Consider the following 13,627-nt stretch of genomic DNA (forward strand, 5'->3'; position numbering starts at 1 on the left):
TCTAGTCCTCGTCCATGAGAAAATCTGTGATGTAGGGGTTGGTTTCCATTTCTCGACCGATGGTAGACGTGGGCTGGTCGCCATAATCGTGCCCCGGCCAGATGATGGTTTCGGGAGGCAGGCGCGTGAGTTTGCGAAGGGATTCCAGGAGTTGTTCAAAAGAGGCGCCGGGAAGATCGGTGCGCCCCACGGCGCCCACAAAAAGGGTGTCCCCCGTAAAAAGATTACCGTCGATGAGAAGACAGCACGCACCGGGCGTATGGCCCGGCGTGTGAATGAACTGCATGGTCAAGGACCCAAAGGTTATGGTGTCGCCGTCCTCAACACGCACATCTGCTGGAGGACTGATGGGAAAGCCCATAGCTCGGGCAAAGGCCTGGTTTTCAGGTATCTGAAAGAAATCGTCATCTAGAGCGTGCATGACGATGGGAGCACCCGTGAGTTCCTTCATGCGCCGATTGCCACAGGTGTGATCCGCATGCCCGTGGGTGTTGACAATGTAGCGACAAACGGCTCTATTGGCCTGAAGCCATGCCGCCAGTTCCTCCTCATTGCCCGCGGGATCGATCAGAACGGCATCGCCTGTCGCCTCATCCATCACGAGATAGCAAAAAACCTCCATCATGCCGACCGGCTTTTGTAAGATTTTCATGGCTTCCCCCAATGCAGCGCGAAATCCTTGCAACGTGGCAGGACAACCCCTGCAGACTCTGAATCCCGAAACGTAAGGGAGACTAAAATGGCTCAGGATTGTTTGAAAGTCAAAAGATCTTCAAAGACTCGCCCTTCTTGCCACCGCGAGGCTCGGAACAACCTTCCCAAGAAGTTGTATGTGCTGGAGTGTCTGGTGAAACCCGGGTGCGAGGGTGGGGGGGTGTCGGGAGAGGGTCTTGTGGGATGTTGGCGAGAACCGCCTTATGTGTATTGCTTTTACGATCGCAAAGTCACGCAGCTCGTGGTGGCGCATCTTGCGTCCAAGGGCTTTCACGTCACCGGGCGCTACGAGATCAACTACGACCAGTGGCAAAGACTCCCGCCCCAATGTGTGACTGTGGGACCGTTTCGCATCCTGTGCGCATCCCCTTTCGACAATGAACTTTCGGCCCATTCCCTCGACATCATCGTCCAGCCTGGTTTAGTATTCGGGTCCGGCATGCATCCCACGACCCAACTGTGCTTGAACCTTCTCGCCCGAGTGTTTGCCCCGGAATCCATGAAGACCGTGGTGGATGTGGGAACCGGCACAGGGATTCTGGCCCTCGCAGCGGCTCGACTGGGCGCTCAACGGGTGCTGGCCCTCGATGTGAACCCGCTTGCCACGCAAGAAGCCGCGGCCAACGTTCGAAAAAATCGCCTGGAACATCAAGTCTTAGTTGTCACGGCAAACAGCCTGGACGCCATCGGCAACTTTGGCGAACTCCTTCTCCTTAATCTGGAATGGCCAAACTTGCGTGCCGTGTTGCGCACCGACGGCTGGAAACGCTTTCCTTGGGTGATCTGCAGCGGCTACCTTCAGAGCCAAACACAACCCTTGGAATGCGTATTCCTTGAAACCCACACGCTGCACAGCCATGCCGTTCAAGAAGACTGGGCCGCATCCTTTTGGACTCGCTCCCCCTCATGTCCTTAAACCCCTTGGGTTTCCTGAAGCGCCCTAGAAGTCGGCCGCGCCGCCTTCACAGAGGCCCATCGTGCCGGTTTTCAGACATGCCCCCGTGGCTATCCCTCTGTGGAATCGTCCCAGAGCGCAGTAAGAATTATCGGCGTGCATCCGTTCCAAGGCCACCCTTTGAGGGTTCGTTGTTGACAAACTTTGGGTAGTCCAATAAAAACAAATGACCCCGAAGGTGGAGAAACTTTCCCATTCCCTTAGTTATCCTTCCAGCGCCTGTGGCTCCAGCACCGGGATCCACTCCGTTCACGCGGCGCGTGTTCACACGAGGGGGGAGCGCGCAGGGCCTATGGGCTGTGTTCGCATACGGAGTCTTATTTATGCGGGATGAAAGATAAACAGTTTTTGTTCGGGTGAGGCAAGGAGGCGGCCATGGATTTTGAACTGAGCGATGAACAGCGCATGATCAAGGAAACGGTGCACAAGTGGGCTGTCAATGAGCTGGGTCCTATTCAGGAAAAGGTGGACGATGAGGATTGGTTTCCTCCGGACTTTTTCAAGAAATGCGCCGAAATCGGCATTCTCGGTATCACCATCGATGAAAAATACGGCGGCCTCGGCGGCGACGTGCTCATGCAGACCCTGGCCGTAGAGGAAATGAGCCGCATCTGTCCCGCGTTAGCCATGACCTACGCGGCCCATTCCAACCTGTGCATGCACAACATCTATAAAAATGCGAGCGAAAAGCTCAAAGAAAAATATCTGCCCCCCATGGTTCGCGGAGAAAAAATCGGCGCTCTGGGGCTCACCGAACCCAATGCGGGCTCCGATGCCATGAGTTTGCGCACAAGGGCGGAAAGAAAAGGCGACAAGTACATTTTGAACGGCACAAAGATGTGGATCACCAACGGGCCCATTGCCGACGTCATCCTGGTCTATGCCAAGACGGCTCCGGAAAAGGGGGCCAAGGGCATCAGTGCATTCATTGTGGAAAAGGATTTTCCCGGCTTTTCGGTGTCTCGAAAGATTAAGAAATGTGGTATGCGCGGATCCCCAACGGGTGAGCTGGTCTTTGAAGACTGCGAAGTCCCGGCGGAAAATCTGGTGGGTGAGGAAAACATGGGAGTCCACGTCATGACCAGCGGTCTAGATGTCGAGCGCGTTGTTTTGGCTGGCGGCTCCATAGGCATGGCCCAACAAGCTCTGGACTACTCGATCCGTTATGCGGCCGAAAGGGAACAGTTCGGGCAGCCCATCGGCAAGTTTCAAATGATTCAGCAAAAGCTGGCGGACATGTACGCCCGCACCGAGGCGGCTCGCCTTTTGGTGTACCGGGCAGCCCTGGTGGCCCAGAACGCGCCCCGAGGGGGCAAGGGCACCGAATTGACCCGCCAGGCCGCGGCAGCCATTCTTTTCGCCTCGGAAACGGCCACATGGGTGTGCAACCAAGCCGTTCAAATCCACGGCGGTTACGGGTACTCTCTAGAATTTCCCGTGCAGAAACTGTGGCGCGATGCCAAGCTCTACGAAATCGGCGCGGGAACCAACGAGATTCGACGGATCGTGGTGGCTCGAGAACTTCTTCGGGAAGCCTTTGCTCGAGCCGGCAAGGTTTAAAGGGCAGATCAAGAAGACCTTGCCCGTGGATGAAAGGCTGAAGATGTGCGCCGTAGAGGGAGGGGGCCATGGAGCAGCCGGTGGTTTTGGAGGAGCGCAGGGATCAGGTGGCGATTCTCACGCTGAATCGACCGGAGGTCATGAATTCTTTCAACTTTGCCATGCTTCACGGGCTTCGGGACAAAATCGAAGCCCTGCGTTTCGATGCCGAGATTCGCGTGGTGATCGTTACGGGGGCGGGAGACAAGGCTTTTTGTGCGGGAGCGGACCTAAAGGAGCGGGCCACGCTGTCCGACGATCAGGTGAAAGAGTTTATTTTCACCATTCGCAATCTTTTTACTGCCATCGAAGAATTGCCTAAGCCGGTTATCGCTGCGGTGAACGGGGTAGCCTTGGGCGGTGGCACAGAACTGGCCCTGGCCTGTGACCTTCGCATCGCGTCCGAGACGGCCACTATGGGCCTGACGGAAACGCGGCTTGCCATCATTCCCGGCGCCGGGGGCACGCAGCGGCTGCCACGGCTTGTGGGGCGAGGAAAGGCCAAGGAGCTCATCTTCACCGGACGCCGTGTGGGTGCCGAAGAAGCTCTTCGCATTGGCTTGGTCAACTCTGTGACCCCACCGCAAAAGCTTAAGGAAGAATGTTTGGCCATGGCCGCCATGATCTGTGAAACGGGCCCCATTGCCATACAGCAGGCCAAGTACGCCATCAATTACGGAATGGAAACAGATCTGCACACGGGCTTGGCCATTGAGTCCAATGCCTATTGGGTCACCATTCCGACGGAGGACCGTCTAGAAGGTCTTGCAGCTTTCCGGGAAAAACGCAAACCCATTTACAAGGGCCGATGAGGTGTGAGGGGTCAAGCCATCCTGCGCGAAGACATAAAGGGTGACGCCATGAGCGATCCGCGAGCGGAAAATCGGGCTTTTTGGGAAAACGAAGAGCTCAAACTTGATGAAAGGGTCTATGAAGCCATGTGGCCCGGCGGAGAAGCGGCGGTGCAACGCCTGGCCAAACAGGGCAAACAGCCGGTCCGGCAACTCATTCAGAAGCTCATCGATCCCGGAACGGAATTCTATGAATTGAGCCGATTGGCAGGCTTTGGCATGCACTACCCTGAGGTGGACGATGTGCCGTGCGGTGGTATCGTGACGGGCATCGGCAAGATCTATGGCAACTGGACCATGATCATTGCCAACGACAGCCGAGTCAAGGCCGGAACCTATTTCCCCATCACCCTAAAAAAACACCTGCGCGCTCAGGCCATTGCGGAGCAATGCGGCTTGAACTGCGTGTATATCGCCGATTCCGGCGGTGCCTTTCTGCCGATGCAGGCGGACGTGTTTCCCGACGACGGCCATTTCGGGTCCATGTTCTACAACATGGCCCGCATGTCCGCCAAAGGCCTGAAGCAAATCACTTTAAGCACGGGGGGCAACACGGCCGGAGGCGCCTACATCGTTTTCATGGCCTGCCAGGCGGTCATGATCGAGAAGCTGGCCTATTCCTTTTTGGGTGGTCCTCCATTGGTCAAGGCGGCGACCGGCGAAGTCATCTCTGCGGAGGATCTGGGCGGTGCCCGCGTGCACACGCAGATTTCGGGCGGTGCCGACCATTTTTGTCGGACCCAGGACGAGGCCATTGAAAAGGTTCGAGAGATTCTGTCGCTGGAACCTCCCCAAAAGCTGCACATTCACCGCTACGCCGAATCGCCGCCCCTGGTGCCGGTGGAAACCATTTACGAAGAGCTTCCGGCCAAGATTCACCAGGGCATCAACGTGAGGGTTGTGATTCAGGCCTTAGCCGACGACAGCCATTTCATTGAATACAAAAAGAACTATGCTCCCGGCCGTGGAGACAACATCGTCACGGGAAAGATTCGCCTTAAAGGGATTCCCGTGGGCATCATCGCCGCCAACGGCTTGGGAATCATTTTCGTGGAAGCGGCTCGCAAGGCCACCGAATGGATCGTGCGCTGCTGTCAGGAAAAGGTGCCCTTGCTCTTCATGCAAAGTTCCCCGGGCTACATGGTGGGTTCGGAATCGGAACATATGGGCATCGGCAAATACGGCGCGGACATGGTTCGGGCCGTCTCCTGCGCTCAGGTTCCTCGCATTCAGTTGGTCATCGGCCCGGACAACGGAGCGGCCAACTACGGCATGTGTGGTCGAGCTTACCGACCGCATTTTCTGTTTGCCACCATGAGGGCGAGAACGTCGGTCATGAGCGGGCGGTCGGCGGCCGAGGTGCTCCTTTCCATTGAAGAACGGAAGAGGGCTGCGAAAGGAAACCCTATGAGTGACGGCGAAAAACAGGCCTTTCGCTCCCAGATGATTGAAAAATATGACGGAGAAGCCCATCCGTTCTTTTGTGGGGCTCGGCTTTTGAACGATAGGGTTTTGAAGTTTCGAGAAATCCGCGACTGGCTGGCTATGGCCTTTGAAGTGAGTTTGCTCAAACCCATACCCGATCCGGCTTTCGGCAACCTGCGGTTCTAAAAGAGCTGAGACTCCCCTTTGGGTCGCCATTGCCGACCATGAAGGAGCTTTAAAGGAACCGTGCTCAGGGTGCCGAAGGTGTGAAACCGCCTTATATGCCGCCAAATGAGGGATGCCGTGCACCGCGAACACGCCAACCCCGATTCGACACGCAAGGAGGAATCAGAATGGCCGTTATGAATTATCCAAAGAAGGTGGTTTTGGGCGACATCACGGTTCGAGACGGCTTTCAACACGAGGAAAAGTACATTCCCCTTGAGGCCAAACTCTGGGTGGCCGAGCAGCTGGTGCTGGCGGGTTTTCGGCGCATTGAACTGACTAATCTGGGCAACCCGAAGGGCATGCCCCAGTTCAAAGACGCTGACGAACTGCTCAAGCGCTTTCGAAGCAGCAAGAAAATCGCGCAGATGATTCAGGATGTGGAAGTCACCGCCATCACCATTCGAGAAAAGGCCGTGGAACGCGCCATCAAAGCGCGTCAGGAAGGCTACGGGCCCGATCGCATCCTGCTCATGGTCTCCACGAGTGAATCGCACCATAAAAAGAATTCCGGGCTTTCACTGGCCGAGTACTGGAAAATGTGTGAAGAATACATCCCCAAGGCCCATGCGGTGGGCATGAAGGTGTGCGGTACGGTGAGCACCATATGGGGCTGTCCCATCGAAGGGCCTACGGAACTCAAAAAGGCCGTAGAATTCACCAAGCGCTGGCTGGACATTGGGGCCGACGACATTGAACATGCCGATCACGACGGTTCGGCGCCGCCCAACAAAGTCTATGAATACTTTTCCATGATTCTGGACGCCATTCCGGACACGTCCAAGCACATCGCCCATTTCCATGTGACCCGAGGTTGGGGCCTGGCCAATGTGCTGGCCGCCCTCCAGGCGGGCATCACCCACTATGAAGGCACCTTGGGAGGCATAGGTGGGCAGCCGGCCAACTTTGTGGATGGCGTGCCGGTGGCCGGTACGGGTTCCTACTACTATGTGGACCCTTCCATTGTGGGTCTGGTGTGCATGGAAGACATGGTGGTCATGATGGATGAGATGGGCATCGATACCGGAGTGGATGTGGATAAGGTTCTGGAAATCGGTCGTTGGGTGGAAAGGATCGTGGGCCGCCGGCTGCGTTCCGAATGTGTGCGCACGGGGCGCATTCCCAAGTCCATGACCGGCCGCGGATAGAAGTTCTTACCAAAGGGAGCCCTTTGCGGGCTCCCTTCTTTTTGCTCTTTTTTCACATTGGTCTTGTGCGTGCCCACCGCTTCGCTGGTGGTGGATTTCCTCAAGATTGTCATTGCCTTTCTCACAGGCCGTGCCGTATTCATGGAGCGAAACGATCTCATGGGGGGATTCCATGGAATACGGCATTCGTCGTTACGAATCCACGCAAAGGCTGTGGTGGTTTGCTTTTCTTCTCATGTGCCTTGCGGCGGGATTTCCGTTCTCGGCTCAACTGCGCTCGGCCTTTAGCCCTTCGTTGCCGCACGGTTCCCTGAAACCTCAAGAAGCCTTGCAAAGGGTCGACTTTTGGCTGAGCGCGCCTTGGGCGAACCAGGGCCTTTTGGGATTGGTGATTTTCTACCTGTTCGGCGTCCTCTGTGCCTGCCTGATGCTGCGAGCCTTGTGGCTTCTCGTTCAGGTCTGGGGAACGTTTCTGGTGGCTCGCTCGCTCAGGAGGCATGTGAAATCCGACGCTTCGGGGAAGAATTCGGGGCGAGCTGATTGGTTTGAAGACAATGCGCCTCATGTCCTTTCGCTGATGGCTCTGGCTCGGGATGCCTCCCGCCTGCCCTGGTCCCTTTTTTCCTTGGCCCACAAGCGGCTGCGCCTTCTTGTTTTTGACGGCCGAGGCACGCCGTCTTCTAATGAGATGGTGCATCGAGAGCAGCGGCTGGAAGGGTTGGACTGGCATCTCGTCCTGTCATCTTGGGACGCCTTTCGATCCATCAGCCGAGCCCTTCCTCTGTTGGGGTTTGTGCAATCTTGTTGGGTGTTTTACCTCTGGCTTCAGCCCGTCATTGACGGTGCGCTGGATGCGGCGAGTAACGCCGTGGTGGGTATCGCCAGCCTCTTGGCCCTCGTGCACACCGTGGCGGCCACCCTGGTCTTTGGTTTGGGCTTCGGGTTCTTGTCACGATTGGAAAGGCTCTACCTCTCGCGTCTGGACGGCCTTTTTTACGACCAGCTACTTTCCCGCATGCCCCTGCACAATGCGGACACCCTGGTGATCCTCAAGACCCTGAGCACGTATTTTCGTAAGCTTCAGGAACGAATCAAGAGGCTGGAGGAAGCCCTGCTTCAAGACCGCCTATGACAAAGACGTGGTGGCCATCAATGCAGAATGTCCGGGGAAGACTCATCAATGGGCATGATGCCCATTTGCCGAAGCAGCCTTCGATCCCGAGGGCTCTTGGTCTTGAGCCATCGTTCGTAAATTCTCAGAATGCCTCCGGCGTGTTGCCGGCCCGACGTGTCTCCGATTTCGGCGAACAGATCCACGAGGCGCAAAAACTTTTCACTGAGTTCCTGAAAGACCCCCTCAAAGCCCCAGTCCACTAAGCGCATGGCCAGCAGCGATTCCAGGGATCGGTACGCCGTGCTGCCGATGGCGGCGTAGTAGTCGATGTCCACAAGGCGCCGATGAAAACTGTCGGAAAAAAATCCCGACACAAAAAGGGTCGTGTCTCCGATTTGCCGTAAAATGCGCGCCCGTTTTTCGCTGGAAACACCATAGCTTTCCAAAAGGGCCTGGGCAAAGGGTTTATCCCGTTCTCCCCATTCGGGTTCCTGCAGCGTTGATGCCTGGGCGTAGCGGGACAACAAGTCCACCAGGTAAAACTGGGCCAGCTGGGAAATTTCCACGTCCAGGTCCTGAGACGCCTTTTCCACGGCATCCTTAAAGTATTCCAGAAGACTGCGGGTTTCCAACAGGGTCATGCCCACCTCCTGGCAGAATCCCTTCGAAATTGTTCACAAGGTTCTCCAAGGCCTGCGCCCCCTTGCCATATTCTTCGGCGCATGGCGCGCCCGCCAAAAGCCTTTTCACCATGGTTCGGGACCGGATGGTGAACTTTGATGAAAACGTTGCCGTGGGCAAGAACCAGGCCTTATCGCCGCATTCCGGTCCACGGACCCTTGTGGAGTGTTGCCTAGGAAGAATGAAATGACGGATTGGATGCCTTGGGTTTTGACCCCTACCGCCACAGGCGGCCAAATTCCATTGATATTATGGCCTAGAAATCGTGAGAGGATCAAGGGCCAGGCAAGAAAATCGGGGAACGCTGTGTCCTTGATTGAAGACCTAAGAAAAATGCAGGCCGCCGCTTTTCTTTCGACGCTGGCGTCCCATGACAAGACCGATGATCCAGCCGCACAAAAGCACCAAGGCTCCTATTATAAACCAACGAATGTTTTGGGAAACCCTCAGGCTCTCATTTTCCTGCGCCAACCTTTTGGCCAAGGCCTGACTTTCCGCCAGTGCCGCTTGCGTTCGCTCGAATTCCTCCTTGAGTTTCAAATAATCGGCGGCCCCTTCACGAAGCACCTGGTGTTCTTTTTTGAGCGCTTCCAGTTCTCGAGAGGTTTTTTCCAGAGTTTCGGTGAGTTCCTTTTCCCGCGTCTGATACCGCAGCCATTGGGAATCGGATTCGGTCAAGGAGGACTTGATGGCCGTGTTTTCCTGGCGCAATTGAGCGGCTTGCTTTTCCCAGGGCACGCGTTCCATAAGATAACGGTTGATGACCCATCCTTCCTTGTCTTTGGCCGGCCCGTCCAGAACGCGCACAAAAGCCCAGCCGGCATCGTTTTTCTGAAGCACCTGAACCTCCTGCCCGGAACGCAGCATGGCCACGATTCTGTGGGAGGTGCTCGGTCCGGTGCGCAGCGTGATTTCAAACTCATCTGTGACATAAGCCGCCCAGGCTGTACAGGAAACCAGGATCAGCGTCGTGCCGACCGCTGCGGTCCACCACCGGCGCAAAACGCCACGATTGCCCACCTCAACTCCCCCTTTGGTCATACCTCATCGGTGCAAGATCCTTGTCCATTGCGGCAGGGCGCGGCCCACCGTCTGGATGAAACGACACAATTGGCAACTATAATAGGCCCCCCAAAGGTTCGGCAAGGAAAAGCTGAAAGGCTTTTCGGGAAGGAAAAAAGTGACAAAATTATCCTCCGCTACTGGCGCAGGCGCCATGGATGATTAACTTAAGGATCAAAGCGCATCTTATGAAAATCGCTTTGGTTTGCAAGATCTCTTGGCAGCAAGGAGGATGAAGGATATGGCCCGAGCAGTGGGGATTGATCTTGGGACCACCAATTCGGTGGTGGCTGTTTGGGAAAACGGCAAAACCACGGTGATTCCCAACGCCGAAGGGTCTCGCACGACGCCCTCAGTGGTGGCGTATATGGAGGACGGCCAAAGGCTGGTGGGGCAGGTGGCGCGTCGTCAAGCCATTCTGAACCCGCAGGCCACGGTGGCGTCCGCCAAGCGTTTTATCGGGCGTCGTTGGGATGAAGTGCAGGAGGAATCCACGATTGTTTCGTACAAAGTGGTTAAGGGGCCCAGTGATGCGGTTCGGTTTGACATTCGAGGCAAGTTGCTGGCTCCTGAAGAAGTGTCCGCCCAGGTTTTGAGAAAGCTCGTGGACGATGCCTCCAAGTATTTGGGGGAAAAAGTCACCGAGGCGGTGATCACGGTTCCGGCCTATTTCAACGATGCGCAGCGCCAGGCCACCAAGCAGGCCGGCGAGATTGCTGGCTTAAAGGTGCTTCGCATCATCAATGAACCGACGGCGGCCGCCTTGGCCTACGGATTGGAAAAGAAGGAAAACGAAACCATCCTCGTCTTTGACTTAGGGGGCGGCACCTTTGATGTGTCCATTCTGGACGTGGGCGACGGGGTGTGTGAAGTGCGGGCCACCGCTGGGGACACCCATTTGGGCGGCGATGACTTTGACAAGCGCATCGTGGATTGGTTGGCCGAAGAGTTTCAAAGGGACACGGGGATCGATCTTAAAAGGGATCGCCAGTCCCTGCAGCGGCTTTTCGAAGCGGCGGAAAAGGCCAAATGCGAACTTTCGTCCACTGTGGAAACAGAAATCAATTTGCCGTTCATTACAGCGGATGCCACGGGGCCAAAACATCTGGTGAAGAAACTGACGCGGGCCAAGTTTGAGGCGCTGACGCGGGACTTGGTGGAACGGTGCATGGGTCCGGTTAACCAGGCCCTGGCGGACGCCAAACTCACCGCCACGGACATCGACGAAGTGATTCTCGTGGGAGGATCCACGCGCATTCCGGCGGTTCAAGAACTGGTCAAGCGGCTGACCGGAGGCAAGCAGCCCAACATGAGTGTCAATCCAGACGAAGTGGTGGCCGTGGGCGCCGCCATTCAGGCGGGGATTATTAAGGGCGAGGTGGACGATGTGCTTCTGCTGGATGTGACGCCCTTGTCCCTGGGTGTGGAAACCTTGGGCGGCGTTATGACCAAGCTTATTGAACGCAACACCACCATTCCGTGCCGCCGCGAAGAAATCTTTTCCACAGCCGAAGACAACCAAACGGCAGTGGACATCGTCGTGTTGCAAGGGGAGCGGGAGATGGCTCGAGATAACCGCGTGCTCGGCCGCTTTCGCTTGGAAGGCATTCGACCGGCGCCGCGCGGCGTGCCGCAGATCAAGGTGACCTTTGACATCGATGCCAACGGCATTCTCAATGTGACGGCTCGGGATGAAGAGACGGGTAAAGCGCAAAAGGTGACCATTTCCGATTCCACGAACCTGGATAAGAGTGAAGTGGAGCGCATGCTGCGAGACGCTCAGGACCACGCGGCCGAAGACCGCCGGCGCCGTGAAACCGTGGAGGCTCGAAACCAGGTGGACTCTTTGGCCTACCAACTGGAACGCACCCTCAAGGATCTGGCCGACAAGGTGCCCGTGCATGAAAAGGCGCGCTGCGAGACGCTCGTGGAAGAGGCGCGAAAGGCCGTGGCGAATGAGGCCACATCCAAGGAGCGATACCAGTCTTTGGCTAGTGATCTGCAACAGGCACTGCATGGCCTGGCCGCTACGGCGTATTCGCAAACCGGGTCGGCCGCGGGAGGTTCCAGAGCGTCCACGGACGACGATGTCATCGATGCGGAGTTCACCCAGAAATGAAGCCGCTCAGGATGCTGAGCCTCTGGGCGGGGCCAATGGTGCGGGGCGCACCAAGGCGGTGCGCCCCGTTTTTTGAGCTTTTTCCCTGGAACAATGATAAGGAAAAGGAGAACGGGGGGCTGCGCCCTGAATCGGGCGATGCCGAAATCACGGAGAGATCGAGGTGACGTCGCATGGCGGTCAAGTTCCGAGATTACTACGAAATCCTCGGGGTTTCTCGAAAGGCAAGTCAGGAAGAGATTCAGCGAGCCTACAGAAAGCTGGCGCGCAAGTACCACCCGGATGTGAACAAGGAGGCGGGTGCCGAGGAAAAGTTCAAGGAAATCAACGAGGCTTATGAGGTCCTCAAGGATCCGGAAAAGCGTGCCAAATACGACCAGTTGGGAAGCCACTGGCGTGCGGGTCAGGATTTTCGACCGCCTCCGGGGTGGGATGTGCATTTCGATTTCGAAGGCGGACCCGGCCAACAGGAATTTTTCTGGTCAGGCAGCGGGGATTTCAGCGACTTTTTTGAAATGCTTTTCGGCGGGCAGAGCTTTCGGCGAGCTCAGGGTGCGGGGCGAACTCGGCCCGGGGCGGCGTGGCGTCAGCCGGGAGCAGATCGCCATGCCACGCTGCGCATCCGTTTAGAGGACGCATTCCATGGGGCCACCAAGACCATTTCGTTTGAGGGAATGACTACCGCCATTGACGGCACGGTGCGTCCGGAGGTGAAGACTCTTGAAGTGAAGATTCCCAAAGGCATCTTGCCGGGTCAAAAGATTCGTCTGGCCGGACAGGGCTTCGAAGGGGTGAGCGGAGGCCCGGCAGGGGATTTGTACCTTGAGGTGGAAATCGAGCCTCATCCCCTCTACCGGTTGGAAGGTCGGGACCTGTTTGTGGACCTTCCCGTGGCGCCGTGGGAAGCGGCCTTGGGGGCCGAAGTTCCCGTCAGAACTTTAGGCGGCACCTATGCGCTCAAGATTCCCGCAGGATCCCAATCGGGGCAAAAATTGCGGTTGCGTGGCAAGGGCATGCCCAATCCTCGAGGGGCGCCGGGGGATTTATACGCGGTCTTGAAGATTGTGGTGCCCAAGAAGCTCACTCGAGAAGAAAAGACCTTGTTTGAAAAGCTCAAAGACATATCAGGCTTTGACCCACGGGCATAAGCCGCGCAGCGTTTGACGGAATCGCGCCACCGATGAAAAGACGTGGTGAGCCGACGTGGCCTTGATGTGCATCACGACTTCGCCGCTTTCACTCAAGGCGTCAAAGCGATGGCGAAAATATTGTCGAAAAACCTTTGAGGCACAGCCTAAGGCGTCTCAAAGGAAAGGGGTAGCGTTGAAGGAATTCCCCAGTGGGGGCGGTCCAGCGTGGAATGAGGAGGCCGGCGTCATGGTGGAAAAACGCTTTTGTATCGTTCGAAGGAGCACGTTTTACGGATCCCATTTCTGGGGACTGACCTTGGCCGAGTTGGCATCCTTGTGTGGGGTGCACCCGGATCTTATCATTCGCTTTGTGCACCTGGGACTTTTGGATCCTCTGGAAGAAAGGGATGGAGTGCCCAGTTTGTTTGCACCGTCTTCTGTGGACAGGGTGCACAAGATTGTGCGGTTGCGTCGTGATCTCGGCATCAATTACGTGGGTATCGGTGTGGTGCTGGACTTGATGCACCGCATCGAAACACTGGAATCCCGGTTACGTGAACTGGAAAGAGCGATGATCGGCTGCAGGACAGAACGGCCGTGACCA

At 56.5% G+C, this 13,627-nt stretch carries 12 protein-coding genes; 9 read left to right on the plus strand and 3 right to left on the minus strand.

What is annotated here, in order from left to right; genetic code table 11:
* Position 1 precedes the first annotated feature (1 nt).
* A complete protein-coding gene (locus tag EDC27_RS15605; RefSeq protein ID WP_123291560.1) occupies positions 2 to 652 on the minus strand; it encodes an MBL fold metallo-hydrolase in 651 nt (216 codons plus the stop codon).
* 180 nt (positions 653 to 832) lie between these two features.
* Here EDC27_RS15605 and EDC27_RS15610 point away from each other — a divergent pair, with 180 nt between their 5' ends.
* From EDC27_RS15610 to EDC27_RS15635, 6 genes are all read left to right on the plus strand, one after another.
* Entirely contained in the window at positions 833 to 1,630 is a 798-nt protein-coding gene (locus EDC27_RS15610) for a 50S ribosomal protein L11 methyltransferase (RefSeq protein WP_170161870.1), read from the plus strand.
* 414 nt (positions 1,631 to 2,044) lie between these two features.
* Positions 2,045 to 3,229: an acyl-CoA dehydrogenase family protein gene (locus EDC27_RS15615; RefSeq protein WP_123291562.1), complete on the plus strand. Its 1,185-nt coding sequence runs from the start codon at positions 2,045 to 2,047 to the stop codon at positions 3,227 to 3,229.
* Between the two features lie 68 nt (positions 3,230 to 3,297).
* Positions 3,298 to 4,080 carry an enoyl-CoA hydratase gene (locus tag EDC27_RS15620; RefSeq protein WP_123291563.1) on the plus strand — a complete coding sequence of 261 codons (783 nt, stop codon included), beginning with the start codon at positions 3,298 to 3,300 and terminating at the stop codon, positions 4,078 to 4,080.
* Positions 4,081 to 4,128: 48 nt separating this feature from the next.
* On the plus strand, positions 4,129 to 5,730 hold the full coding sequence (locus EDC27_RS15625; protein WP_123291596.1) for an acyl-CoA carboxylase subunit beta: 1,602 nt from the start codon (positions 4,129 to 4,131) through the stop codon (positions 5,728 to 5,730).
* A 167-nt stretch (positions 5,731 to 5,897) separates the two neighbouring features.
* Positions 5,898 to 6,917 (plus strand): beta/alpha barrel domain-containing protein, encoded by a 1,020-nt coding sequence (locus EDC27_RS15630; protein WP_123291564.1) that lies wholly within the window; start codon positions 5,898 to 5,900, stop codon positions 6,915 to 6,917.
* A 172-nt stretch (positions 6,918 to 7,089) separates the two neighbouring features.
* Positions 7,090 to 8,049 carry a hypothetical protein gene (locus tag EDC27_RS15635; protein ID WP_123291565.1) on the plus strand — a complete coding sequence of 320 codons (960 nt, stop codon included), beginning with the start codon at positions 7,090 to 7,092 and terminating at the stop codon, positions 8,047 to 8,049.
* Between the two features lie 17 nt (positions 8,050 to 8,066).
* On the opposite strand, the gene EDC27_RS15640 is transcribed toward EDC27_RS15635, so the two are convergent.
* A complete protein-coding gene (locus EDC27_RS15640; RefSeq protein WP_123291566.1) occupies positions 8,067 to 8,672 on the minus strand; it encodes a hypothetical protein in 606 nt (201 codons plus the stop codon).
* A gap of 364 nt (positions 8,673 to 9,036) precedes the next feature.
* A complete protein-coding gene (locus tag EDC27_RS15645; RefSeq protein ID WP_170161871.1) occupies positions 9,037 to 9,732 on the minus strand; it encodes a TIGR04211 family SH3 domain-containing protein in 696 nt (231 codons plus the stop codon).
* A gap of 283 nt (positions 9,733 to 10,015) precedes the next feature.
* Between EDC27_RS15645 and dnaK the strand changes: the two genes are divergently transcribed.
* The 3 genes from dnaK to EDC27_RS15660 all read left to right on the plus strand — a co-directional run bounded on the left by dnaK (position 10,016) and on the right by EDC27_RS15660 (position 13,624).
* Complete coding sequence (dnaK, locus tag EDC27_RS15650; protein WP_123291597.1) at positions 10,016 to 11,893, plus strand: molecular chaperone DnaK; 1,878 nt, start codon at positions 10,016 to 10,018, stop codon at positions 11,891 to 11,893.
* A gap of 173 nt (positions 11,894 to 12,066) precedes the next feature.
* Positions 12,067 to 13,041 carry a DnaJ C-terminal domain-containing protein gene (locus tag EDC27_RS15655; protein WP_123291568.1) on the plus strand — a complete coding sequence of 325 codons (975 nt, stop codon included), beginning with the start codon at positions 12,067 to 12,069 and terminating at the stop codon, positions 13,039 to 13,041.
* Positions 13,042 to 13,270: 229 nt separating this feature from the next.
* Complete coding sequence (locus tag EDC27_RS15660; protein ID WP_170161872.1) at positions 13,271 to 13,624, plus strand: chaperone modulator CbpM; 354 nt, start codon at positions 13,271 to 13,273, stop codon at positions 13,622 to 13,624.
* The last annotated feature ends 3 nt before the right edge of the window (positions 13,625 to 13,627 follow it).

The organism is Desulfosoma caldarium (assembly GCF_003751385.1).
GTDB lineage: Bacteria > Desulfobacterota > Syntrophobacteria > Syntrophobacterales > DSM-9756 > Desulfosoma > Desulfosoma caldarium.